This window comes from Streptomyces tatrensis (assembly GCF_049310065.1).
Lineage (GTDB): Bacteria > Actinomycetota > Actinomycetes > Streptomycetales > Streptomycetaceae > Streptomyces.
The window spans coordinates 78,912-104,712 of record NZ_JBMDLB010000004.1; the positions used below are offsets into that span (position 1 = coordinate 78,912).

Annotated in this window: 15 protein-coding genes; 4 read left to right on the forward strand and 11 right to left on the reverse strand. The window is 69.9% G+C overall.

What is annotated here, in order from left to right:
* Positions 1-61: 61 nt before the first annotated feature.
* The 3 genes from ACODT5_RS01485 to ACODT5_RS01495 all read left to right on the forward strand — a co-directional run bounded on the left by ACODT5_RS01485 (position 62) and on the right by ACODT5_RS01495 (position 3,329).
* On the forward strand, positions 62-910 hold the full coding sequence (locus ACODT5_RS01485; RefSeq protein ID WP_422517321.1) for a hypothetical protein: 849 nt from the start codon (positions 62-64) through the stop codon (positions 908-910).
* A 528-nt stretch (positions 911-1,438) separates the two neighbouring features.
* Entirely contained in the window at positions 1,439-2,104 is a 666-nt protein-coding gene (locus ACODT5_RS01490) for a M15 family metallopeptidase (RefSeq protein ID WP_422517322.1), read from the forward strand.
* A gap of 397 nt (positions 2,105-2,501) precedes the next feature.
* Entirely contained in the window at positions 2,502-3,329 is an 828-nt protein-coding gene (locus ACODT5_RS01495; RefSeq protein ID WP_422517323.1) for a carbon-nitrogen hydrolase family protein, read from the forward strand.
* Positions 3,330-3,405: 76 nt separating this feature from the next.
* Here the strand turns inward: ACODT5_RS01495 and ACODT5_RS01500 are convergent, their stop codons facing one another.
* The 11 genes from ACODT5_RS01500 to ACODT5_RS01550 form a co-directional block, all read right to left on the reverse strand.
* Complete coding sequence (locus ACODT5_RS01500) at positions 3,406-8,727, reverse strand: condensation domain-containing protein (protein ID WP_422517324.1); 5,322 nt, start codon at positions 8,725-8,727, stop codon at positions 3,406-3,408.
* A complete protein-coding gene (locus tag ACODT5_RS01505; protein ID WP_422517325.1) occupies positions 8,720-8,983 on the reverse strand; it encodes an acyl carrier protein in 264 nt (87 codons plus the stop codon). Before ACODT5_RS01505 ends, ACODT5_RS01500 begins: the two co-directional genes overlap by 8 nt.
* A 10-nt stretch (positions 8,984-8,993) precedes the next feature.
* Positions 8,994-10,247: a condensation domain-containing protein gene (locus ACODT5_RS01510; RefSeq protein ID WP_422517326.1), complete on the reverse strand. Its 1,254-nt coding sequence runs from the start codon at positions 10,245-10,247 to the stop codon at positions 8,994-8,996.
* 89 nt (positions 10,248-10,336) lie between these two features.
* Complete coding sequence (locus ACODT5_RS01515) at positions 10,337-11,149, reverse strand: YecA/YgfB family protein (RefSeq protein ID WP_422517327.1); 813 nt, start codon at positions 11,147-11,149, stop codon at positions 10,337-10,339.
* 14 nt (positions 11,150-11,163) lie between these two features.
* Positions 11,164-12,813, reverse strand: a complete 1,650-nt coding sequence (locus ACODT5_RS01520; protein ID WP_422517328.1) for a condensation domain-containing protein — start codon at positions 12,811-12,813, stop codon at positions 11,164-11,166.
* The gene (locus ACODT5_RS01525; protein WP_422517329.1) at positions 12,810-15,389 is read right to left on the reverse strand and encodes an FkbM family methyltransferase; all 2,580 of its coding nucleotides are present in this window, start codon (positions 15,387-15,389) and stop codon (positions 12,810-12,812) included. The genes ACODT5_RS01520 and ACODT5_RS01525 overlap by 4 nt, the downstream gene beginning before the upstream one ends.
* Complete coding sequence (locus tag ACODT5_RS01530) at positions 15,382-16,338, reverse strand: TauD/TfdA family dioxygenase (RefSeq protein ID WP_422517330.1); 957 nt, start codon at positions 16,336-16,338, stop codon at positions 15,382-15,384. The genes ACODT5_RS01525 and ACODT5_RS01530 overlap by 8 nt, the downstream gene beginning before the upstream one ends.
* The gene (locus tag ACODT5_RS01535) at positions 16,335-17,579 is read right to left on the reverse strand and encodes a Zn-dependent hydrolase (protein ID WP_422517331.1); all 1,245 of its coding nucleotides are present in this window, start codon (positions 17,577-17,579) and stop codon (positions 16,335-16,337) included. Before ACODT5_RS01535 ends, ACODT5_RS01530 begins: the two co-directional genes overlap by 4 nt.
* Positions 17,579-20,668, reverse strand: coding sequence for an amino acid adenylation domain-containing protein (locus ACODT5_RS01540; protein ID WP_422517332.1), 3,090 nt, complete (start codon positions 20,666-20,668; stop codon positions 17,579-17,581). Before ACODT5_RS01540 ends, ACODT5_RS01535 begins: the two co-directional genes overlap by 1 nt.
* 32 nt (positions 20,669-20,700) lie before the next feature.
* Positions 20,701-21,888, reverse strand: a complete 1,188-nt coding sequence (locus ACODT5_RS01545; protein WP_422517333.1) for a cytochrome P450 — start codon at positions 21,886-21,888, stop codon at positions 20,701-20,703.
* 1 nt (position 21,889) lies between these two features.
* The gene (locus ACODT5_RS01550) at positions 21,890-23,884 is read right to left on the reverse strand and encodes a carbamoyltransferase C-terminal domain-containing protein (RefSeq protein ID WP_422517334.1); all 1,995 of its coding nucleotides are present in this window, start codon (positions 23,882-23,884) and stop codon (positions 21,890-21,892) included.
* A 286-nt stretch (positions 23,885-24,170) separates the two neighbouring features.
* On the opposite strand from ACODT5_RS01550, the gene ACODT5_RS01555 reads away from it, so the two are divergent.
* Positions 24,171-25,592 carry an NsdA family TPR-like regulatory protein gene (locus ACODT5_RS01555; protein ID WP_422517335.1) on the forward strand — a complete coding sequence of 474 codons (1,422 nt, stop codon included), beginning with the start codon at positions 24,171-24,173 and terminating at the stop codon, positions 25,590-25,592.
* The last annotated feature ends 209 nt before the right edge of the window (positions 25,593-25,801 follow it).

The window sequence follows — 25,801 nt, forward strand, 5'->3', positions numbered from 1 at the left end:
CAAGCCCGCCGCGCCTTCCCCCGCAGTCCAGGCAGTTGGTGCGGCACATCGGGCCCCGTCCGTGGTCGACCTCGCGGCAGCCGCCGGGTTTCCGGGCCTGCGCCCGCAGGGAGACGCGATGACGTGCCCACCCCCCGACGGCACCGCCCCCGGTGCGCGAAACCCTGCTCTTCGCCCGTACATCGCCTCCCTGGCCTCCGAACAACCCGAGCCCGCGCGCCTGACCGTCAGGTGGGACGGAAGCCTGGGGTATGCCGACGAACGCGATGACGACCGTGACAGCGAAGGCGGGCTGTGGGTCCGGATGCCAGAGCACCCCGATCCCGGAGCCGACGGGAAGGTTGAGAACTGGCGTCCCCATCCCCGGCGTCAACGCCACCTGATGCGCGAACTCCTGTGCCAGATCTGCGCAGGACCGCCCGCCCGCGACGCGTCCGAAGCGTGGCTGTTTGTCTTACGTGATGGTCCCGAGTCACCGTCTGATCAGGACGATGACTGGACGAAGGATCTTCTTGAGGCCACCCCGCCCGTCTGCCTGCACGGCGCCAGCATCTCCGCCGAGCGCTGCCCGCGCCTGAGCTCCGTGGTCGCCCTGTGGGTGCGCCGGCCCATCCTGCACGGCATCTACGGCGCCGTGTACGGGCTCGGCCCACACGGCATCGAGCGCCGGGGCCGGGGTATTGCTGAGTACGAGAAGCCGGGCTTGGCCTGGACGGTGGGCACCCAGATGGTCCGGGACCTGCAAGGCGCCCGCATCGACTGGGAGCTGACCGAAGAGCTTCGCTCGCTGCACGCCACCGCCTGGAGCGCCCCGTCGCCAAGGCGCGCCCTCGGATCGCCAACCTGCCCAGTGACGGACTTGGACACCGCCGGGTCTCACGGTCTGACGGTCACAGGGGGGCGATCATGAGCATGACGCGCAACACCCCTCCGTGCGCAACCGCACGGTCAGCAGCCACGCGGGAACTCCCGGCCCGCGGCTCGGGAACCCCGCGGCTCCCCCCGCCCCTCACCGTCCGAGCCGCTGTCCGTCGCGTGTCGCGCGCGCCTGGACTTCGAGGCGTGTGGACCCCTGCGCGGTCCGTGGGCCCCCACACGCTCCCGCCCGCGGATTCCCGGGAGGGAGCGTGATACCGCGCAGCGAGCTCCTCCTACTCGCGCCCGGGGCCGAACCCGCCTCATTCTCAGCGGGTGCCCGCTGGCTTGCCGAGTACGCCGGCCACCCCCAACCGACCAGGAACCGCGACCCGTGGCCGCGTGACCTTCTCGTCGGCATCCCGCTCCGCGGCGACCTATCCGTCCTACGGGTCCCCGCGGCGGCTGCGGCCAAGACGATCAGGATCCTCGCGGACTGGGACATGGCGAAATGAGCGAGAGTTCCGATCTACTCCCCGTCGCCGCTCGCAGCACGACCGAGATCGCGGGGGAAGCTATCGCGATGTCCGATCCGCGAGTCAGGGCGGTGAGGGTCGCCGATTGCGCAGAGCCGCTAGTGTCACTTCTCGACGACGACCGATTCTTGATTGACGGGCGCAAGGCCACCAGCGCGGGAACCTTTGCGTTGATCCGCTCAGGCTTGGTGGATCAACTGTGGATGGCAGAGGAGTACCTGCGCGAGCGCGGCCACCGGCTGCGTGTAGTGGAGTGCTACCGGCCCCCAACGCGCCAAAGCCAGTCGTTTCGTGAGGAACTATCACGCATAGAGACTGATCATCCTGGATTGACATCGGAGCAACTTGTCGCCCTGGCCGGCAGGCACGTGTCCCCGCCGTGGATCGCCCCGCATAGCTGCGGTGGTGCGGTAGACGTGACGCTCGCCTCCTTGGACGGAACCGAGCTGGACATCGGTTGTCGCATGAACGCCAATTCCAGAGATCCTGGCGAAGTATCATTTTTGACCGACCAAGACCTGCCTGAACATGTTCGCGCCAACAGAATGCTGCTGTCGTCGGCGATGGAGCACAGCGGTTGGGTGTCTCACTGGTACGAGAGTTGGCACTTCGAGATGGGCACAAGGTTCGCAGCGCTACTGACCGGCTGGGACGAGGCTGTGTACGGAGTGATATCCGATCCGCACGCCGAGGCCCTTTGGCTCTCCGCCTGAGCGCCAGAGGGCCCGCCTCGAGCCTTTCGCGCTCCCGCCCGGCGCGCGCGAAAGCATTCCCACCTCTCCGCCCAGGCCCCTGCGGGCCCCGTAGGCATCGCCCCTGCCAGTGCGATGGACGCGCGATTTCAGACAAAGGTCGCCCCAGCCTGGAGCATGCCAGCACAACCGCCCGTTCGGCGGAGGTCCAGCCAAGCGGATACGAGTTCGAAGATTCCCGAATTGCGCCTTAGTTCCGATTCATCGGATGATGTGAAGATCGATCTGCTGGGTGCGGGTCGGAGTCCTCACGTCCGGAAAGGCGACCGTGTTTCGTTCCGCCGTCAGCTCCTCCCCACCGACACGAGCGTGGGATTTGCCTCACCATGCGGATGCGGTCCGCTGCCTGCGGCTGGCGGTGGCTCAGAGCGTCGTCCCGGAGGACCCGGCCAACCCTGCGCTCCTTCGGGCAAGTGGGGCTCAGATCCGCTCCCTGATGCGTGAAGCCGCCGCTGCTGGGGCCAGGCTGGCCCAGTTCCCCGAGGGGGCGATCGTCTACCCCGACCCACATGTCATGCCGCGGGGGGATCTGGGGAGGGCGAGCTGGACGAAGGCAGCCTGGGATGTCATCGGAGAAGAGGAGGAGTCGATCCGGTTGCTGGCCGGCGAGCTCGGCATGTGGGTGGCCTTTGGCACCATCCGTCCTCAGCCCGTTCCCTCCCCCCCACGGAACTCCCTGGTGGTCGTCTCGGACCGGGCGGAGATCATTGCCAGGTACGACAAACGGATTCTCTCGCACACCGAGGCCACCCGTCTGTACTCCCCAGGCAGCGAGCCGGTGGTGTTCGAGATCGACGGGCTGAGGGTCGGCATTGCGCTGTGTATCGAGGCGAACTTTCCTGAGCTGTTCGCACAGTACGAGGCACTCGATGTAGACCTCGTCCTGCTGTCGGTGATGGTCGACGACGCAGCCCGCGCCGTCGTCGCCCAGGCATACGGAACGCTCTTCAACTACTGGATCGGCTACTCGGTTCCCGCCCAGTTCGGCTCCACGGCCCCAGCTGGGATCATCGGCCCGGGCGGCCGATGGCTTGCCCGCTGCCCGGCAACCGACCATCCGGCCCTGGCTGTCATGAACCTGAACCTGGACGCCTCGGACGATGACATCGCCGTTGGCCTGCGGCTGGCCCGGCCCTGGCGGCGGCTGGCACGAATGGAGAGCCGCAAGAATGGGCTGTTCGACTGACCGCCCCGCGGAAGCGCTCGCCCTCTACCGGATCGCTGCCGGACCGCCAGCCTCGGTCTGAGGGCCAGTAGTGGGACTAATCCCGAGTCCCTGAGTCCGTCGCGGCTGCGTACTGCCGCAGACTTTCCTCGGCCCGATGGAGCAGGGGGGCAGCGGATGCGCCGTCGAGCGTGCACAGTGTCAGGTCGATCTGGTCGTCGTCACGGAGGATCGCGGTGATCTGCCGAGGCCAATGGAACCGGTCCCGGGTCTGCAGGACCGTCAGCTGGCGTCTGCCGCTTACGGCTCTCGGCGAGGTATTGAAGTTGAAGGAGACAGCCGAGGTGGGGTCCCACTGTCGCCAAGACGAGGCGGATTTGCGGATGTCGTCGAGCGAGGCCGCCTCGCTCGCGTAGACCCGCTTCTGGAGTTGGGCAGACCCGTGTTCGTGCAGCAGTGGTACGGGGGTGAAGTACCAGAGCATGCCCCAAGCGTCGTCGGCATGGGCTATCTGGGGGTCGCGGCCGGTTGCGACTAGGTAGAGCGCCGTGTTCTCGTCTGGCGCGACGGCCTGTCCGGCCATCGCGGCCAGGCAGGCCCGGAGATTGCTGCCCTGTGCCGCGGCGCGGGCGCGGCATGCGCGTACGGTCTGCGCGGGAATCACGAGGTGGTGTTCGTCGGGCGGCTTCGGAGCCCAGGTGAGCGGCGGAAAGGGGTGTGCGGCCGCGCGGACTGCTGTCTCGCGTCCCAGATGCCGTAGGACTGGAGCGGAAGACGGGCCTGGCGGGAGGGGGCTGCCGGCTATCAGCAGCGTGAGCTGGCGAAGGAAGTGCCGGTTGCTGTGTCCGTCCAGCAGTGCGTGATGGGTCTCCATGCCCAGGAGCAGATCATCGTCGCCGGTGAAGGCGGTGAGCGCGGCGAGCGGAGCGCCGTGGCCTCCTTGCTGAACATTGAGGTGGGCCGGTGCTGCCATCCAGGCGCGGGCCGCCTTCTCATCGCCGGGTTTGATCTGCAGGTGTGCCCTCGCGTCCGGTGTCCATCGCTGGGTGAGCCCGCCGGTGCTGGCCTCGGTGTGGAACCGGCGGTGGAGGACGTCAAGACCGTTCAGCCAGTGCTCGAGCCGCTGGAGGAACTGCCCCTGCTCGCTGGCTGGCACAGCCAGCCGGAGCAGCTGACGTGGCAGGTAGACCCCCGACTGCGGGCCACATGCGGCGAAGTGGAGCATCAGCTGCTGCATGGCGCCGGCTGGAGCACGCAACGCTCGCTGCCTCCTTGTGGTCGGGCGCTTGGGCTTCATGGCCTCCGCAGTGCCGAGTGACGTGCTGACGGATTCCAGGATGCCCGCGACCTCCTGACTGGAGATGGTCTCGCCGTGGCTCAGCGTCGCTGTGGTGCTGCCCTCGCCTGCACGGAAGGTCAAGGCGAGGGGGTACGGGGTGAGCAGCACCGGGTTGGCGGGAGCCAGCGCCTGGATGCGGCGCTCCAGATCGTCCGGCGATGAGCCGGCGTCCTGGATGTCGACGGCGATGCGACCGACGGCCGATCCGAGGTCGGTCCTGCCACTCCAGCGCAGCGCTCCATATCCCGCGCCCTGATCCGGGACGTCGGTCAGCTCTGCGGCCAGGTGCTCGATGGCTTCTGCCATGGGCAGGCACGGAGCAAGGACGGGGTGGTGGAGCCCGAACCAGCCGACGGCGTCGCTCAGATCCAGTTCCGAGTGGCTCCGCCCATTGCGTTCCAGGTCTATGACGGTGGGAAGGCCGCTGTTGTAGTGGCCCAGCGCCCGCCCGGTCGCAGCGAGGAGGACCGCGGCTGGGGTGTGCTGCCAGCGCCGGGTGAGCTCGCTTAGAGGTGGCAAGGAGACGCTGGTCCGCCGCAGCCGTGAGACGAGCGGAGCCTTAGGCGTGGTGAGTCCGCCTGCCAGTACCGTGCGCCACAGGTCGGCCTCGGCGTCGAAGTGACCGGCCATGGTCTGCTGCTCGGTCAGCTCGGCGAGTTCTTGGTAGGAGTGGTCCTCGGAGAGTCCGGCTCTGTCCAGGGCGAGAGCCAGTCGCCGGCCGATCACGGACCAAGACCAGGGGTCGACGGCCAGGTGGTGGGCGAACAAGATGAGACGTCCCGATCCGTCCTCACACTGGATGGCGAGCGCGGCGAGCATGCGCCCAGTGACCGGGTCCACGGCACTCCGGCTTCTAGTCAGTGCCCGGCGCAGGTCGAGGTCGGAGACGTTCTCAGCCACGGTGGTCACCAACGGGCGGTACGGAGGCACCACGGAGAGGAACTGGTCACTCCGGGCGGTGCGGCAGCGCAGCACCGGAGTGCACTCGACAAGCAGCTCCAGCGCGGAGACGAGCTCTGCTGCGGAGGGCATGTGGCCGAGGACGATGCTGTGACGCAGGGTCCACCGCCGCCAGGCGGGGATGTTCAGCTGGTGCATCCACCTGCCGGTAGGGGTGAGCGGAAACCGCGTGCTCGTGTGCCGAGCGGCACTGCGGGCCCGGTCTTCGGTGAGTCTGAGTTCGAGATCCCGGTACCGGGGAGCGGCATACACGTCAGCGGGGGTGAGCTGGAGACCGGCCTGACGCAGCCGGGTGAGCAGGTGCAGGACGGTGAGGGAGTCTCCCCCGTCGTGGAAGAAGTGGTTGTCCGGGAGCGGTCGGATGCCCAGCAGCTCGTGCCAGAGCCGGCCGAGCACCGCCTCATCGGCGCCGAAGCGGGGAGCCTCTGGTCTCGGCGGCGCGGCGAGGGCGGCGAGGGCGTCGTCGTCGGGCTTGCCGGTGGGGTTGGCGGGGATCCGGTTGATCTGATGGACCTGGTGGGGCCAGTGGGTCGGCGGCAGCAGTTGCCGGAGCCGCGCGGTCAGTTCCTCGGCGTCGGGGCAGCCCTCGACGAAGAGCAGCAGCTGTACGGAGTCGTCGTGGAGGTGCATCAGGGCGCGTGCGGCTGTGCACAGGCCGGTGCCGGTGGCCTGGTTTTCGAGGGCGTCCAGCTCCACTCTGTGACCGCGGATCTTGACCTGGCGGTCGATGCGGCCGAGATGGACCAGCCCGGCGGGGGTGCGTACGGCGCGGTCGCCGGTGAAGTACCACTGGCCGGCGGTGTCCGGCAGGTGGTGGAAGGCGTCGGCGGTTAGGTCGTGCTGGTCCAGGTAGCCCTCGGCGAGGCCGGCGCCGGTCAGTGCCAGCTCGCCGGGGGTTCCGGGAGGGGCGGTGGCGGCCCGGTCGATGACGATCCGGGTAGCCAGTCCGCGGATGGGCCAGCCGATGGGCACTGGGTCGCCGGCTCCGGGGATGGACTCGTGGATGGTGGCGGTTACGGTCGCCTCGGTGGGCCCGTAGATGTTGAAGGTGCGAGCTGGGGCGAACCGGTCGAGGTCGATGCTGCGGCAGCCGTCCCCGGCGGAGGCGATCATCCTCAGGTCTGGCAGGTGCGCGTCGGGGGCGAGGTATCGGAGTAGGCCGGCTGGAAGGAAGCAGTGGGTGATGCGGTGGTGCCGCAGCTGCTCGGCCAGCGGCATGGTTCCGATGGGGTCGCCCTGGATGAGTGTCGCTCCCAGGACCAGCGCCGTTGTCACGTGGCAGATCCAGGGGTCGACGGTCGGCGGTGCCACCAGCAGCACCCGGCTGGTGGCATCGAGGCCAAACCGGTCCTGTTCTCCGTGGATGAGGTTGGTGAGCGCGGCCAGGCCGACCGCGACGCCCTTCGGGCGGCCGGTGGACCCGGAGGTGTAGATCACGTAGGCGGGCTGGTCCGACAGGCTGGTCTGGTCCGCGGTGGGAGGGAACAGCGTGGGGCGGACACCGTCAAGGTCCAGGCGCAGCGCGGCGGGCCGGTCGGGGGGTGTGTCGTTGTCATAGGGGATGTAGGTGCAGCCCAGTTGCAGGCAGGCCAGCCAGGCTGCGGCGCGGTCGGCGAGGCGGAGTCCGCCGACGAGGACCTCGCTTCCCTGGCGGGCCCCCGCGTGCTGTAGCGCCTCGGCTGTGGCGGTGGCCAGCTTGAGCAGTTGCGGGCCGGTGCAGGCGTTGTCCGTGTCCAGGATGACGGTCCGATCGGTCCGGCTCAGTTGCCGGGCCGCGGCTTCGTGTAGCGGCGGTCCGGTGTAGCTCTTCGACGGGGTGGCCAGGGCCTGGACGCTGGCGCGGTCGCTCGGGCTTAACAGTTGGTCGGAGCAGAGCGGGGTGGCCGGCTCGTTGGCGTACGTGTGGAGGAACTGGCGGAAGGTGCTGGCCCACCGGTCGAGGTTGGCGGCGAGCGGGTCGGTGGCCCGGCCGGTGAGCTCGACGGTTGTGGATCCGTCGTCCAGCGTGCGCACGACGGTGCTGAGCGCCGCGCCTTGGGGGGTGCTTTCGGCTGTGATCGGGGTGAGAGTGATGCCGGGCAGGGACGGGTCCCCGGGCGGAGCGACCGCTTGCATGACGAACGCGGTGGCGCCGGGTGAGGCCAGAGTGGGGGCTCCTGCGTCGTGCAGCTGGTCGGGGGTGACCATCGTGTGGTCGCGTGCCTCAAGGATGGCGCGGTGCGTCTCGCGGATGTATTCGGGCAGTTGGGCGTGCCAGGGCATGGTCAGCCGGAGCGGGAGCACGTGGGCGAACTGGCCGAAGGTGTCGAGGTGCTCGGCTGTACGGGTGTCGACGGCCACGTGGATGCTCAGGTCTCCGGTTCCCTGGAGGCGGGCCGTGGTGTGGGCGTGGGCCGCCAGCAGGACGGCTGGCACGGTGGAGCGCGACGCTCGGGCGGCGCGGGCGAGGACGGCCATCTGAGCGGGTGCCAGGTGCAGACGGAGCCGGGCCACGGTCGGCACCGGCTCCAGCTCGGGCAAGTGCCGGGCTGGCGGAGCTGTGGTGAAGTCCGCGTACCGGCTGCGCCAGTAGACATCAGCCGCTTCATCGGAAGTGCGGGCAGCGAGGGCCTGGGCGAAGGAGCCGGGTCGGTCGTGTTGGTCGCCCCGGTAGATCGCGGCCACGGTGTTGAACAGCAGCTTCATGGAGCGGCCGTCCGCGACGGCGTGGTCGATGATCTCGGTGACGACCCAGGTGTGTTCCGCGACGCGGTGCACGGTGATGTGGCCGATCGGGCCGTGGGCGAGGTCGTAGCGGCGGCCGAGGTCGAGGTGGAAGTCGTCGAGGATGGTCTCCAGCATCGCTTTGCCGGGCTGTCCGCTCCGCCGGTGGTCGAGGAGACGTACGTCGATGCGGGCCGGGGCGCCAGCCTGCCAGGTTGCGGCGTCGGAGAGGTGCAGCCGGAGGGCATCGTGCTCCTGGGCTGCGGCGCGGTAGGCCGCGGCAAGGCGGCCCTGGTCGAGGGGCCCGTCCAGGCGAAAGATCCGGCCTGAGTTCGCCGCCGGATTGCCTAGCCGACGGGCTGCCAGCAGAGACAGCTGCGCGGGATGCGCGGCCAGGCGGGCCACGGGCTCAGACACCGGACTCCTTCCGGCCCGCGATCAGCGCGGACAGCTGCGAAACGGTGGGGTGCTCGTATAGGTCGACGGCACCCAGGCGCAGGCCGTGACGGCGCTGGACCGCACCGACGAGGCTGACCATGCCGAGACTGGTCAGCCCCTGCGCGAACAGGTCGACGTCTGCGTCGATGGCCTGGTCGGTGATGGACGCGCAGGCATCCAGTAGCCACGCGAGGTCGTCCGTGGGCGGCTCCTGCCGCTGATCGGTCCGGTCCATGGGCGTGTCTTCATCCCTTCACAGTCAGGCAGTTCAGGTGGTCGGCGATACGTTCCAGAAGATCGCGGGCTTGATCCTGCTGGAGGGTGGCCGATGTCCAGGACGCCCGAAGGCGTCCTGAGCCGACGGCCCCGGCAGACAGTTGCAGGCTCAGCGGATGTTTCGGTCCCGCGTCAGGTACGGCGTAGCGGCGCCAGATCACCGGGCCGAGCCGGCGGACCGTGATCGGTTGCTCGATGGCCAGGGAAATCTGCGGTTGTCCGACCAAGCGGCTAAGCGGTCCCGGCTGGGCGTGGGCGTGCCGGGAGGCGAAGTCGAGGGCCTCCTGGCAGTGTTGGACGAGTTGGTCGCCGGTGGGTCCGACGCGAATGGGCGGGAGGGCGGAGGCGACGAAGCAGCCGACGATGCTGGCCTCCGCAGCAGTCCGTCGCAGGCTCACCGGCATGTGCAACACGATGCGTCCGTGCCCGGTCTGTTCGGCCACGGCCTGGGCGACGGCCGCGACATAGACCGCGGCCTGGCCTGTACCCAGGCGCGCGGATACCTCGGCCGTGTCCACCGGGCCCAGGGCGCGCATCTGCTCGTGGAAGGCGTCTTTGTCAGGGGAGCGTTCGGGGTACACGGGGTAGGGGTGGGTCTCGAACGCTTCGCAGCGCTGTGCGACGGCTTCGGCGGCCGCGCGTCCACCGGTGGCCGCCGCAGTGCTGACACTGGCCTCGGCCCAGCGGCTGTAGCGCAGGTCGGAGCTGGTGGTCTCTGGGCCCAACGGTGTGCTGGCGCGGCCCACGATCCCAGTCCACAGCAGTTGGAGTGCGTGCTCGTCGGTGTACATGTGGTGCGTCGTAAGGACGCAGACCGTGCTGGGGCCGGCGGGGCTGTCGGGCAGCCGGAAGAGGTGGAAGCGGATGCGGGGGCCGCTGCCCCAGAGGTCGTAGGCGGTGGCTCGCTGGGTGGCCATCCAGGCTTCCACCGTCGCGACGGCGCTGGCGTGGTCGAGGGAGCGCAGGTCGGTCTCCTCGGCGGGGACGAGCGCCCGGTCGGCCCCGGTGCTGGCGCTGATCCGGTACCGATCGTCGAGGTCGAGAGTCCAGTGAAGGGCGTCGTGCCGGGCTGCGGTGTCCGTCACTGCGTGTCGCAGTGCCCTGGAGGAGATTCCGTTGACGGTGATCGCGCTGACCATGGTGTAGGCCGCGGGATCGGGATTGATGGTGCCCGCTTCGAGTATGGCCAGCTGCGGTGCTGAGAGTGTGCGTGGCTGGGTCACCTGGATCCTCAATTCCGTGCTGGTGTTCTGGCGGGCGGCGCCAACGGCTTCCGGGAGTGCCGCGAGCGGGGCCCGGGCCGCCGAGGGGCTCACCGCCTGTTGGCCCAGTAGCCGGCCATCAGGGTCTTGCGCAGGACGCCGTCCTGGCTGCCGGCAACACCGTGGAGCGAGATGCGCGAGTTGGGCATGATGAAGGCCCGGTTCGGCGCGAACTGCACTTGGTGGGCCGTGCGGTGCGCGGCGTTGGGGCTGAAGTTCAGGAAGTCGTGCTCCCCGGCACGGCACTCGTACAGCGAGGTCCCGTAGCGGTTGACGCTGGTCTCGTCGGTGTCTCCCTCGAGTCGGAGGTAGACCACGATCGTCACGAGCTTCGGTGCGGCGTCCAGGTGCGCGCCGAGCGCCTCGGTGGCGCCGGTGTCCTGGTTGGCATAGAGCTTGAAGTTGGGCTGGTCCCGGTCGTTGAGCCTGTCCAGGCCCAGGTGCTCTTCCAGGGGCCCCGCGAAGCGCTCAAGCAGCGGCCGGACGAACTCGGGGTGGCGCAGCGCCAGGCGGGTCCGGTTCCACGTCTCGGTGGCCATCGGAGCCTCGCTGCCCGCAAAGTTCTCGATGATGCGCTCTTTGCGGTTGCCGAGGTAGCCCTTGGGCTGGCCTTGGACGAACCGGGCGACCGGGTCGAAGCCGGACTGCGAGGGCCAGTTCGCCAGGATGCTGCGGTAGAGGTTCTCGGGCAGGAAGTCATCGACGGTGGCGAACGGAAACGGGTCGGTGTGCAGGGTCATGCGGTCCAGGGCGGGAAGGAGCTCGGCGGGGCCGGTGGGGATGTCCGCGCCGATGACCCGCTGGTAGCCGTCCAGGTAGCGGGTCAGGCGCGGGTGGGCGATGGTGGTCTGTCCGGTGGTCACGGTGTTTCCCTTCGTCAGCGCGGGACGGGCGTCGCCGGCGCGGTGTGGTCGTCGATGAGGGCTGCGAGGGCTCGCAGGGTGGGCGCCTGGTAGAGGTCGCGGGGGTTGATCTGAGCGGCGAATGTCTCGCGAATGGCCGCGACGAGGAGTGCCGCGAGCAGGGAGCTTCCACCGATGTTGAAGAAGTGGCTGTCTGCGCTGATGCCGTCCGTGCCCAGCAGCTCGATCCACACCGCGGCCAGGCGTTGCTCGGTGGGGGTGAGCTCAGCCGGCGTCTGTCGGCCGGCGGACTGCCAGATGTGGTGGCCGACGTAGCTGGGGAGCTGGTTGAGGGCGGTATCCGGTGCGCTGAGCACCGCGGCGAGGACGGCCTGGAACTGGTCGATGAGGCGGTGCGCGGTCGTGGCGGTGAGCTGGTCGGCGCGGTAGGTGGCCCGGCCTGCGATCGTCTGGTTGCCGGGCCACAGGTGCAGCTCGAACGGATACCTGGTGTCGGCTCGGTCGATGGGCCAGGGGGCGGTGCTGACAGCGTGGAGGGTGAGATCGGCGGCGGGAAGGTTGTCGTATGCGAAGGAGAGGTGTGTCAGCGGGCCGATGCGGCCTGCGTGGTCGGAGGCGAGTTGCGCGGCGATCTCGGCGATGGGCGCGTCCGCGTGGTCGAGCGCGTCGATGACCTCCTCGCGGACCTGCCTGATGAGGGCGGTGAGGGTGGCGGTGGGGTCGATGAGGCTGCGGATCGGCAGGACGTTGACGAAGAACCCGATGAGGTCCTCGAAGTCGGCGGTGGGACGGTCGCCACGCGGCGTGTTGATGATCAGGTCCTGCTGGCCCAGCGTGGTGTGTATGGCTGCGGCAAAGGCCGCGTGCAGCACGATGAACTCGGTGGATCCGGTGCGGTGAGCGAGCGCCAGCACCTGGCTGTGGGGCACACCGATTGACGGGATCTGGATCTCCCGTGCACTGCCCGGCGGATCTCCGGTTTCCTCGACCGTCAGTAGCGGGGGCAGGTCGGCGACGCCGCGCAGCTGCTCGCGCCAGTACGCCAGATCTGTGGCGATGCGCGGCCGGCCCCGGGTCTCGGTGACGTAGTCGCCGAAGTCAACGGCCAGCTTGGGGACATCCGCGGTGGCATTGGTGGTGTGTGCGGTGTAGAAGGCGGACAGTTCCCGGGCGAAGACGGACTTTGACCAGCCGTCGCACACCAGGTGGCTCATCAGCCAGAACAGCACGTGTTCGTCGGATCCCAGGCGCAGCAGCATGACCTTGAAACCGTGCTCGCTGGCGACGTCGAAGGGGCGCGCGGCCTCGGTCTCGATGATGCTGCGGGCCGCGGCCTGCCTCTCGGCGGCAGGGACAGGCTCCAGGTCGACGACGGGCAGCGGCACCGTGCCCGCAGGGTGGACCAGTTGAGCGGGCAGCTGGTCCGGTGTGAGCGATGACGGCTCGAAGGCGGGGAAGGTGGTTCGCAGCACGTCATGCCGTTGGACAATGCAGGCCAGGGCCGACTTGAGCGCGCGGACGTTGAGGGCGCCGGTCAGGCGAACGGCGGTCGGTACATTGAGGGCGACCGGGCCGGTCGCGGCTGCCTGCAGGAGCATGCCCTGCTGGCCGGCGCTGAGCTGACGGCTCCTGGCGCTCGGCGGGTTGGTGGTGTGGGCCGTCATGGGGCGGTGTCCTCCTGGGGGCCGGCGAGCGCGGCACAGAACGCGTCGAGGACGGGGTGATCGAACAGGGCTCCCACGCTCAGCTGCGGGTGCCCGCTGCGGCGCAGCTGGCTGACTACGCGTGCTGCGGACAGGGAGGTGCCGCCGCTGAGGAAGAAGTGCTGCCCCGAGGTGACCGGGCGGCCGAGGACTTCGGACCACAGGCCGGCTATCTCCTGGAAGTGCGGATCCTCGGTGTCGTGGGATCCGACCTCGGCTTGCCCAGCGGTGGGAGTGGCCGCGAGCAGACGCGCCACGGCCCGGCGGTCGGGTTTTCCGCTGGGGGTGCGCGGTATCCGGGCCAGGCCGGTGATGGCGGCTGGGCGGTGGGTCTGCGGCAGGCGGCCGTCGACCCAGGCGACAAGGTCGTGCTCGTCGAGGAGGATGGTCTCGTGGGCCATGCCCGAGGCGGTGGACGCCGGCGAGGTGGGGCTTGCCATGTAGCCGGGGCGGCGGGCGTAGAGGTAGTGCAGGCCGGCGCCCTGCGACATGGGGTCGGCTTCGGTGACCGTGTGGAATCCGCGGGTGCGGAGCTGTTTGACGAGTTCGGCGAGCCGACCGTTGATGTCGTGGACCTCGGCGACGATCTGGTGGATGTGCGGCCAGTGGCGCTCGTCGATACCGGCGAGGACGTCGGCTTCGGCCTTCTGCACATCGATCTTGAGCAGGTCAACATCGCGTACCCCGGTTGTATCGAGCACGTCGGACAGGCGCAGAACCCGGCAGGGGAACAAGTGGCCGCGAAGCTTCCCCTCGATGATGTCGGCGGCCTGCTCGCGCCATGCCTCGGCGTCGTCCAGCGCGCCCGTCTCGATTTCGCGGCTGGCGATGGCGTGCAAGGTGGCGGCCTCGGCGGCCAGGTCGGGGTGGAGAGTGGAGAGTCCCGTCGCCCCCGGGTACCAGGTGATCTCAGCGGTGCCGGTGCGACTGCCGAGGGCCGCGTCGAGGAGGCGCACGGAGGCGGCCGCGTTCAGCTGAAGGTTCGCGGCGCACAGCTGGTAGGTGGGCGGGCACGGCTCGAAGGCGAGGACCTGGGCGGCGCGCTGGGCCACGAAGAGGGAGAACAGCCCAATGTTCGCTCCGGCATCGACGACGGTGGCGCCGCTCGGTACCACGATGGCGTGCCGCTCGTACACGCGGTGCTGATAGATCTCGTTGAACATGTGCGTGGTCTCCGCCGAGTTGGCCTCGCGGACGCGTAACTGCGCGGTGAGTCGGCGCAGCGGCCGGGCGGTGTCGTCGATCAGGTGTCCGGCTCGAAGCTGGACGGCGGCGTGGATGCGTGGGCCCTGGTCGGGGGCCGTGAGCAGGACGGCGACGGCCTCCAGGATGGCCGGGTGGGTGCGTAGTGCCGTCTCCACGGCATTCAGGTCGACGAGTTGCCCGGCCACCTTGACCTGGCGGTCTGTACGGCCGGTCAACACGGTGCGGCCCGTCTCGTCGACGCGGGCGAGGTCGCCGGTGAGATGCCAGCGGCGGCCGTCGCGGGTCACGAACCGCCCTTCCAGCTCGTCCTGTTGGCGGCGGTAGCCGCTGGCCAGACCAGGCCCGGACACGGCCAGCACCCCACTTCCCCCGGCACCGGGCTCCTCCTGCTGCGGGTAGAGCGCAATGTGGGTGCCGGGCAGCGGGTCGCCAATCGGGAGGTAGCCATCGTCCGGCAGGTCCGACGAGGCCACCGCATGGGCGGCGACGATGCCGGCGGTCTCGGTCAGCCCGTACATCGCGAAGAACCGGGCAACGGGCAGCAGCGTCATCCAGCGCCGGGCGAGGGCAGCGGGAATGGGTTCGCTGGCGGCCATGATCCGCTTCAGCCCGGTGGCGGCGAGCTCGGCCGGCAGCTGGGTGTCGGCCAGCAGGGCCAGTAGGGAGGGGACGGTGTCGAGGGTGGTGACGTGCTCGGTTGTGATGAGGGCAAGCAGGGCGTCGGGGTCGTGGCGCTGTGTCTCATCGGCGACCACGACGCTCGCGCCGTGGAGCAGGGGCAGGAACAGCTGCCGGACCGAGGAGGAGAAGCTGAGGGAGGCCAGGAGCAGGCACCGGTCCTCGGGGGTGATCTCGGTGAGTTGGTTGAGGGCTGCGAGATTGTGCAGGACCGCCTGGTGCGGGACTTCCACCAGTTTCGAGGCCGCGGCCGTGCCGGAGGTCGGCATGACGTAGGCAATGCCGTCGATGACAGAGGCCTCGTCGGGCGCGAATGGGGCGAGGGCGCCGTTGCGGAGGACGAAGTGCGGCCGGGCCCGGTCGGTGATCTGCTCCGGGTCTTGTGCGGGGTCGAGCGGGAGGTAGGCGCACCCGCAGGCCATGACGGCCAGCAGATCCAGGAGCGCGGGCACGGTCCGGGAAACGTCCACGCCGACCAGGGCGCCGGGGGCCAGACCGTGCTGGCGAAGCGCGGCGGCGTGTTCGCGGATGCGGTCGGTCAGCTCTCGGTAGGTCAGCTGGTCGTCGGGCAGCCGCAGCGCGGGAGCCTCGGGATGGGCGTGGGCGACGGTCTGAAGGGCGGTGATCAGGTCGGCATGGTCCAGGTCAGGCATGGAAGGTCACCGCCTTGACGTCGGTGACGGTGACCGGTCCACCCATCGCGACCAGGATCGTGCGCTCGCCCTGGAATGCGAGGCGTCCGTGGGCGGTCAGCATGTTGTCCAGCAGCAGGACATCGCCGTGTTGCCAGTCGAACTGGCGGGCCTCCTCGCGCAGGACGGTGCGGGTCACGGCGAGCAGCTCGGCGGGGATCTCCGCGCCGGTGCCGGTGCGCGCGTGCATCGGCAGCTGGTCGCCGAACAGGTCCCGCCACAGTTCCTCACGTTCGGGCCCGCCGTGGGAGGCGTGCCACAGGTGCAGCTGGTTGAACCACACCTTCTCGCCAGTGACCGGGTGCTGAATCGCGGTCGGCAGAGTCTGGGCGGTGCGCAGCGTGTCGCCGGGCAGCCAGGCGTGGTCGATGCCGTGCTCGGCGTAGTAGCGGCTGATCTCGTCCTTGTCGTCGGTGGCGAACGACTGCCGCCAGCTGATGCCCGGCCCGTCGGCGCCGGTCTGGTGCCGGATGTAGGTGACCTGGTCGGGGACTTCGCCCGCCTCCGCGGTGACGCGGGCGAAGACGGTGCGGCCATCGACGAGCGGAGTCTGCCCGCCCTGCCCGGGGGCGGGCGGCTGCGCGCAGTAGAAGGCGATCCGAGCCGGCCACAGCGGGTTATAGGCGAGCTCGTGGTGCGGCGGGATCTCCTGGGCGCTGTCCCATTCGGTGCTGGTGTAGACGCCGTCAGTGACGAGCGTGCGAGGCGAGGCTCCGTGCACGTACGGGAGGAGGTCTCCGAGGAAAACGCGGACGGAGTGCCGGAACTCCTCCGGACCATGCACGGTGAACCCGCGCAGCAGGACCGCGCCGGCGGCGGCGAGCGCCTCCTCCACCTGGCCCGCGTGCTGGCTGGTCCAGGTCGCCAGCGGGACAGCTGCCGGAGCGGTGAGGATGTGCGGGAGGGTCATCGAAGGCTCCCCGGGCGTGAGGCGAGCGCGAGAGCGGTGTCCTGGAGCAGTTGCGCGCCCAGGACCAGGTCCTCAGGGGTGGTGGCCTCGTGCGGTACGTGGCTGACGCCACCAATGCTGGGTACGAAGATCATCGCGGTGGGGGTGACGGCCGCCATCATCTGCGCGTCGTGCCCGGCACCGCTGGTCAGGGTCAGGGTCGGCACCGCACGCTGGTCGGCCGCGGCGGCGATCGCCCGGCGCAGGACCACGTCGGTGAGTACCGGCTTGGAGGAGGCGGCGCGGGTGCACGACGCCTTCACCGTGCGGCGCTGCGCGATGCTCTCGATGCGGTGCACCGCCTCGTCGGCCGCGCGGTGCAGCTGTGCCTCGTCGGTGTCGCGCACGTCGACGGTCAGGCGTACGAGGCCCGCGATTGTGTTCGGTGAGTTGGGTGCAGCCTCGAGCCGGCCGACGGTGGCGACCTGGCACCATCTGGTGGCGGGCAGACTTTCGACGGCGAGGACGACCTCCGCGGCGGCGGCGAGCGCGTCGGTGCGGCCGGCCATCGGGGTGGTTCCGGCGTGGCCGGCCACGCCCAGGAGGTCGACCTCCAGCTGGACGCGTCCGACGATGGCCTCGACGATGCCGATGGTGATGTTCTCCCGTTCCAGGACCGGGCCCTGCTCGATGTGCAGTTCGAGGTAAGCCAGGAGCTGGTCAGGGTCCAGACGGGCCTGGTGGACGGCGTCGAGGTTGCCTCCGGCCAGGGCGAGCACGTCGCGCAGCAGGGTGCCGTCGTAGGCGGTGGGCACCGCGGCGGGCGTGGGCAGTTGTCCGCTGGCGGCCAGCGATCCCCAGAACGGCTGTGGGAACAAGGATCCTTCCTCGTTGGCGAAGGTGACCGCGGTGACCGGGTGCGCGAGGTCGAGGGACGCGAGGTTCTCGACGGCTTCCAGGGCAGCGACCACACCGTAGACCCCGTCGAGCGGACCGGCGTCAACGACGGTGTCCAGGTGCGAGCCCAGGACCAGGGTGGTCGTGCCGGAGTGCGGGCGCGGTCCGAGCCACAGGTTTCCGGCGGCGTCCACGGCGGTGGGCACGCCGGATTTCTCGGCTTCGCGGATCACGTAGTGGCGGGCTTCGAGGTCCGCGGGGCTGAATCCGGGGCGGGTCACGCCGCCGCTGTCGGACCGGCCGATCCGGGCGAGCTCCGCGAGACGGCGCAGGAGCCGGGCCCGGTCCACTGGCTGGATGGGCATCAGTTCATCTCTCCTTCCGGCGCAGCCAGGGCTGCCGGGTGGTGGGCCTGGTGGGCGTCGGCCGCACGGGAGCACAGCTGGCCCAGGCTCAGGGACCGGTCGACGGCGTTGAGGACGACGCGGGCCGGGAGCGCGAGGGTGCGGGCGAGCAGGAGGGCGGCACCGGTCGTCCAGGCCAGCGTGTTGGGCAGCTCGCTCGTAGGCTCGGCGGTCTGCTTCGGGTCCAGGGCATCGGTCACCTGCCGGCCGATGGCGCTTGCCACGGCGGCCTGTGCCGTTGCGTGGCTGCCGGAACTGCCAGGGGCCGGGAGCGCCGGGCGGTCGACCTTGCCATTGGCGTTGAGCGGGACGGCGGGTATGGGGATCAGATGGGTGGGGACCAGGTGCTCGGGCAGGTACGCGGCCAGGTACTGGCGCAGCTGACCGGTGCCGACCGGCCCGGTCGCGACGTAGTAGCCGGCGAGGGCCAGGAGTTCGCGGCGGCTGCCGACCGCGGTGACGACGGCCTCGACGACCTGCGGGTGGCTTGTCAGGGCGGCCTCGACCTCGGCGGGTTCGACGCGGTAGCCGCGGATCTTCACCTGCTGGTCGACGCGGCCCAGGAACTCGATGCTCCCGCCGGGCAGCCAGCGGCCGATGTCGCCAGTGCGGTACATCCGGGCGGCCGGAGCGGTGGCGAACGGGTCGGTCAAGAAGCGCTCGGCGGTCAGGTCGGGCCGGCCGCGGTAGCCACGGACTACACAGACCCCGCCGATGTACAGCTCGCCGGGGACTCCGACGGGCGCCGGCTGCTGGTTCTCGTCGAGGACGTACATGGTGGTGTTGGCGATCGGGCGGCCGATGGGGACGAGCTCCACGCCGGAATCGGCGACGTCGTCGATCGGGTGGACGCTATTGCCGACGGACGCTTCAGTGGGCCCGTACTCGTTCAGGAGCAGTGCGTGCCCGGTCGGTTCCCGGTCGCGCCAGTGTGCCAAGGTGCGGGTAGTGAACGCGTCCGCGCCCACCGCCAGCATGCCGGTCAGCGCCTTGGCCTGGTCCGCGGTGAGGAGTTCGGCCAGCGTGTCGAGCTGGCCGGGCGTCAGCTTCAAGAACGCGAACGGCGCGTGCTCGGCCAGTACATCGGCGATCTGGAAGAGGTCGGCGCTCTCCGGGATCATCAGCACGCTCTGCCCGGTGAGCAGCGGCGCATACAGGTTCGGTACGACCATGTCGTAGGCGACGCTCGAGAACACCGCGCCGCCGCCAGTGCGCTCACCGATGTACTGCTCGACGCACCAGTGCAGGTAGTTCACCAGGCCGCGGTGAGGAACCTCGACGCCCTTGGGCAGACCGGTGGATCCGGAGGTGTAGATGACGTAGGCCAGGTCGTCGCCGGTGCACTCCGGCAGCTCCGTGTGCGCGTCGGGCTCGGCGCCGCTGCTGGCCAGGTGCCGGATCTCCAGAGTCGTCCACGGGCCTTCGGGAGTGCTGGCGGCGTATGTGGCGTCGCTGAGCACCAGGGCGACGTCCGCGTCATGCAGCATGTGCACGGTCCGGGTCTCGGGCGCGAGCGGGTCCAGCGGGAGGTAGGCGGCGCCGGTCTTCATGACCGCGACGAAGGCCACGAGCAGGTCCGCGTTCCGGCGAGCCCGGACCGCGACGATGGCCCCGGATCCGATGCCGCGCCGGGCGAGTCGGCCCGCGAGGCGGGTGGCCTGCTCGTCCAGGTCGCGGAATGTCAGCTGCTGGTCAGGGTCCTGCACGGCGACATGGTCAGGGGTCCGGTGTGCCTGGTTCAGCAGGAGCTGGTGGAGGGGCGTCTCCAGGTCCCAGGCGCGCTGCGGCCCCTGCCAGGCGCCCATCGTCAGATCCTGGTGCGGTCGTGGCAGGACCTGGGGCTCGGCAGAGTTGGGCGGCAGCGCGAGGGCCGCCTCCTGGACCTCGCTCAGGGCACGCAGCTGCGCCAGGTTCAGGCGTGTAGAGACGAGCTGCAGCTCGGTGCTGCCGGTGCCGGGACGGCGGATCAGGTGCAGCAGTACCGTGGCGTCGGCCGGGTGGGCGGTGACCGGTCCGAGCCCCGCGACTCCCAGCGGCACGAGCGCGCTGGCTTCGGGGTCGGCCAGGTCGGCGGCGGGCCCGTGCTCGTCGACGAGGATCTGGGTGTCCAGGACGTCCACCACGCCGAGTCTCCGGGCGATCTCGTAGAGGGTGTCCGAGGGCGCCGCACCCAGCAGGGCGCGGACAGCGGCGGCCGGCTCGCAGTCGAGACGGCCGGGAAGCACGGTCGGTGCCACGGGGACGTTGGCCACGATCAATCGGTGGCTGGTGCTCCGCTGGACTGCGATGTTCGGGGCCGGGCGGCCGGCGGCGATACGCACCGCCGCGAGGTGCGCGCCGATCAGGGACTCCAGCGAGTGGTCGGGGCTGACCGGTATCTGGAGCCGGACCGGTTCGCCCGGGGGCAGCGCGGCGGTGTTGCGGCCGGGCGGGGTGGGCTCGGTGATCCAGAACTGGGGCTGCTGCGCCCCGTCCTGGACCTTCCTCGCGGGGGCCGGCGGCACGGCGGTCGACGGCGTCCGCTCGGCTGAATCCAGATCGGGTAAGACGGAGGCCGGCCCGTGGTAGCGGTGCAGGATCGCGGTCAACGCCTGTGTCTGCTGCTCCAAGGTCAGCGCGGCTGGGTTGTGGACCAGGAGGAGAGCGGCGGCATCTGGGCCTGTGAGCAGCCCCAGGCGCACGGCCGGCGACAGCGTCTCGGGATCGGGATCCAGCTGGGTGACCGCGCTCCCCCAGGCAGCGGCCAGGGCACCGACCGCCTTCGTCAGGGTGTCCGCGGGCACGTCGCCAAGGTCGCGGACAGTCAGGGGCGGCGGCTCGTCCAGTACTCGCCACACTGGGGTGGTCTCGCGTAGAGCCAGGGCCTTGCGCAGCTCGGGCAGGCTCGCGGCAGCGGCACGGTAGGCGGCTTCGAGCTGTCCGGCGTCGGGGACGAAGTCGAGCTGCAGGTGGACAACGGCCGCGCCGGCGCGTGCGCCCACGCGCGACAGCGTGAGTTCGTCCGCGTCCAGGAGCTCGGCCGGGGCCGGGGACACCGTGGAGGTGGTCATGGTGCTCTCTTTCGGCAGTGGGTGGAGGCGGGTCAGCTGAGCAGGGCGACGGGCAGGTGGTCGTAGCCCCAGGTGCGCAGCGAGCGGGACCGGCGCCAAATGCCTGCCGGGTGGAGCTGGGACACGCGCTGGGCCATGGCGTCGAGCAGGCAGGTGAGGGTCAGGCGCGCGAGCCAGGCCCCGAGGCAGTGGTGCGATCCCATCCCGAAGGAGAGGTGCTGGTTGGGCTGGCGCCCGATGTCGATCAGGTCGGGGTCGGGGAAGACGCTCGGGTCACGGTTGGCGATCGGATGCCAGGCTGTGATGCGTTCCCCGGCTCGGATCGTGGTGCCGCCGAAGGTGAGGTCCTCGAGCGCGGTCCGCATCACGTTCAGGCTCGGTGCGCTGACACGCAGCACCTCCTCCACCGCGCCGGGGAGCAGCTGCCGGTCGGTGCGCAGACGCTGCCACTGCCCGGGCGCCGCGATGAAGGTGGTGGCCGCGCCTACCAGGGCCTGCCGTGTCGTCTCGTGTCCGCCGGCGAGCAGGAGGTGCGCGTTGTAGAGGATCTGCTCCAGGCCGAGATCGTCCTGATCGTCGGCACGCAGCCGGGCAAGGACTCCTTCGTCCGGGCCGGGACCGCGCAGGAGCTGCTGGAAGTAGAGGAACAACTCGGTGTTGGCTTCGGCCAGGTCCTGCGGGGCCGGCTCCGCCGCGGGCAGCGGGCCGGAGCTGGAGCCGAAGGCCGCGGCGGTCCACTCGGCGACCTGCTCACGGTCGGCGACGGGGATCCCGAGGAGCAGGCCGGTCAGAGTCATGGTCATCCGCGTGGCCACGGTGGTGGCGAAATCGACGTCGCCCGACTGCAGTGCCTCGTCGACCACCGTGCGCGCTGCCTCGGCCATCGGGGCCTGGACGAAGGAGAGCGCCTGGGGCGTCATGGCCCGGCTGAGCGCGGCCTTGATCCGGCTGTGTTCGCGGCGGTCGGACTGGACCAGCATCCGGCCCCGGGCCGGCTGGTCGGCCTCGTGCAGTTGTCCGACGTGGATGCCGTACTGACTGGAGACCTGGCGGCGGCTCCGGTACAGCTCGACGGCGTCGGCGTACCGGGTCAGCGCCCAGAATCCGTTGGCATCCCCAGGGTTCCAGTAGACCGGGCGACTACGCTGCAGCTCGCGCAGCTCCTCCAGCCCGCCGGTGGTGGCGAACAGGTCTGGGTCGGCGAGGTCGATGCCGGCCACATCAGCCTCCGTGGTGGGGGTCGTACTGCGCCATCGGCAGTTCCCGGGCCGTGTAGACGGGGATGGCGTCCCAGCCCAGCAGTCCCCGCCGCCGTAGATCGAGCGCCATCGTGACCGCCCGGTCCGGCTTCCAGCCGAGACGCTCGGCGGTCTCCCGAAGCCGGTACTCGCCGGTGGCCAAGTCGAGCAGCAGCGCCTCGTCCGGGTCGAGACCGACAGTGCAGGCGGCCGGCATTCGGACCGGTCGCAGCTCGAGGCGGTCGGGGGCGGGAATCTCAATCGTGCCGATGAACAGTCGGTCGAGCTGGCTGCCGAAGAGACAGTCGATCGCCTCTGCGGGGTCCTCTACGATCGGCTTCCCTCGGACGTTGAAGCTGGTGTTCAGCACCATCGGGATGCCGGTCAGCCGCGCGAACTCCTCGATGAGCAGCCGGAACCCGCCGGGAAGATCCGTCGCCACGGTCTGCAGGCGGCAGGTGCCGTCGACGTGCGTGATCTCCTGCACCTGCGGCGCCAGGTCGGGCCGGACCGGGCAGACCAGAAGCATGAACGGGCTGTCGGGGCACGGCAGGTCGAACCACGTAAGGGCCTGCTCCTGGAGGACTGAGGCAGCGAACGGCCGGAAGCCCTCGCGGAACTTGACGCGGGCGTTCAGGCGGTCCTTCATCCCGGTGATCCCTGGATGGCACAGGATCGAGCGGGCGCCCAGGGCCCGCGGGCCGAGCTCGGCGCGATCCTGGAACCAGCCGATGATCTCCCCGCGGGCGACGGCGGCGGCCGCGGCTTCAGCTGAGCTGCGCTCGTCCGCGTGGGTCACCGGCTCCAGCCCGGTCTTCTGCGCGAGAGCCTGAATGGTGTCCCGCTGGCCAGTGACCTGGGACGGCCCGAGGTAGACGTGGGTCATCCGCGAGGCGGAGGTGGGGGTGGCGCGCCCCAGCAGGACACGATCGGCGTACAGAGCCGCGCCGACGGCGTTGCCGTCATCAGTCGCTGCGGGGAACACGAACAGGTCCTCGGGCTGCAGCTCCGCGGCGATGCGCGTATTCAGGGCGCTGTTGAGAAAACAGCCACCGGCCAGCACAAGGCGCCGGGTGCCGGCCTCGCGCATCGTTCGGGCGGCCAGCGCCAGGCAGGCGGCCTCGAACTCGTGCTGAAGCTGGGCGGCCAGGTCGAAGTGTTGCTGGTCGAATGCTCCCGCGCTCTCAGAGGTACGCAGTAGGTAGCCGTCGGTGGTGCGGGTGGCGAAGCCGAGGTCGGCAAGATGGTCCGCGGCACCGTCGAACCGGATCCGGCCCCCATCGACCTGGATGAAGAGGGACTCTTTCGACAGGGGCTTCCCGTAGCTGGCCAGTCCCATCGTCTTACCGGCGTCGTCATAGGTGGACCCGCGCTCGGCGAAGCCGAGAGCGAGCGTGACGGCCCGATACACCTCTCCGATGCCGGACAGATCGGACGGGATCCACAGGTCGCCGTCCCGGCGCCGTCCGGCGATCCTGCTGGACGGGCGCACCGTTCGCCACAGCAGCCGGGGCTCCTCAGCCGGCTGGAAGAGGAACGCGGTCTCCTGCTCTCGGGCCGTGGGGCCGATGCGCGAGCCATAGGCATCGATCACGAGCGCGGCGGCCGGACGGTCTTCGGCACTGCAGTAGAACGCGGCGCTGGCATGGGCGAGGTGGTGCCCCGGATGGGGCAGCGCCAGCGCCGACGCCGGGTCCGTGAGCAGCCCGAGGCTCGCCAACAGGCCGTCCTCCTCGCCCTGGCTGCGGGTCTCGGTGGAGGTTGCAATCCAGTGATCGACGTCCTGCCTGCCGAGACCCTGGTCAGCGAGGACGGTGTCGATCAGACGGGCCATCGCGGCGGCGTAGGCGTGGTGAGCGACGACACCGCGCTTCACACCGGTGGTGCGCTCCAGGGCCAGTGCTTCGCGTACCTGGCCGTCCACGACGATTGCCGCGGCGCTGTCATGGCTCAGATTCAAACCGACGATGACGGTCATGAGGCTCCTCTTGAGCAGCCGGAGAGCAAGCAAGCCCACCGACGCACCGACAGTCCAGTGGCTACCCGGAGTGTGGCCGCGGGCGCTCTTCGAGGGTGGAAGGTGCGGCGGCCTATCCGCTAGAGCCGGATGCTGTGCAACCTGTGCAACCCGCTGAGACCCCTCCCCGGAGACCCCTTGCGGCAGGGACGATCGAGCCACTTCCCGAAAACAACGCGGGATAATGCACCACGCGATGTAAGTTCACCGCCACCCTCTGATGCACCATCGTGTTGAAGGGCTGCCCATGGCTCGCTCAAAAGAGCTATCTCCCAATCGCCGGCTCGAACAGCTGATAGCCGAGACCGAATGGGAAAACCCTGGAGTTCTCGCCGACCGTGTGAACCGGCTGCTTCGCCAGGCCGGCAGCCGCCGCGTGATCCACCGCACTACCCCGTACAAGTGGCTGCGAGGGCACGTCCCGAGCAGCCCCGTCCCGGCTCTTGTCGTCCGAGCGTTATCGAGCGCCCTGGGCAGGGACCTCACCTTCGATGGCGTCTGGGCCCACCGGGGGCCGACCACCGTCACCGAGGTGATTCGCGCGCACGAAGGACTCGATCACCCCTGGGACAACGCAGGTCTCCACCAGTTACTCAAGGAACTGGACGCCACCCCTACGCGTCATGTGGTGCTGGCCGCCACGGGAACCGTCCTGACAACGCTGGCCTGGCAATCCCTCGCCGCCCCGACACCTCGCCTGCTCGTCCCACGCAAGCCAACCACTGCTGTTCCGCTGTCTGCGCTGCAGATCGTGGACAGCCTGGTCGCCTCCGCGCAGGCCGCCGACGACAAGGAGGGCAGTTCCGCCAGACAGACCATCAGCATGTCCATCCCGATCATCGTGAAGCTGCTCAGAGAAGGTGACTACTCCCCCGAAACCGGGGCCCACCTGGCTCGATCTCTCGCCCAGATCTGCCAGACCCTGGCCTCCATGCACCACGAGGAACTCGCTGCCGGCATCTCCCAACGCCTCTACCTCATGGCTCTGCGGGCCGCGCACGCCGGCGGGGACAATGCCCTCGTCGCAAGCATCCTCGCCCAGATGTCAGGACAAGCGGCCGACCATGGACAAGCCGCTGATGCTGTCCAACTCGCGGCGACGGCCACTGAGGCAGCCGAGCACGCCGCACCGAGTGTGCGAGCTCTCGTAGCCGCGCGAAAGGCCATCGCCCACGCCAGCGCCCGCGAACTGGGTGCCTTCGAGGCATCGATCGACGACAGCAACCGCTTCTTCGAACTGGCGGCCCCCCAGGTCGAAGTACTCTGCTGGGCTGACTGCGCCGACCGGACCGAACTCGATGCCATCGCCGGACGTGGCCTAGTCCTTCTGGCCACCAAGCGCACTGCCGATCCCTTGATCGTGCTGCCCCGGGCTGCCGAGCTCTTGCAGGCAAGAGCCCAGACGCCGCTGGGCGGCGACCACCAGCGCTCCGCCCTCCGTCACGGAGCGCTCTACAGCCTGGCTCAGGCCCAGCTCGGCAACCTCGACACCGCTGTCGATGCAGCAGAGATCGCCCTCATCCGGCTTCCGACCGTTTCATCCACTCGAAGCATGATGCTGCTACGCGATCTCGCCTTCGTTCTCGACCGGCACCGCGCCGCATACCCACGGGCCCGCGCGGTCGTGGACGAAGTGAGAGGCCATTGCCAGCGCCTTCGTCTGCGTTAGACAGCGACGCAGGCGAATGCAGGAGCCTTCTGGGGGCTCTTCAACCGCTGGCCGTAGAGGCTCCTGCTCTTCCCTGCCATACGCGCGACGTCCCCGAGGGGCTGGCCTCTCGGGGACGGTCGCGCGGCCGGTCACCCCCGCCGGGCCGGTGCCGGAGCTTCGGCCATCTCTTGTCCCCGCGGCACCGTGGGCGGCATGCAGGGAACCTG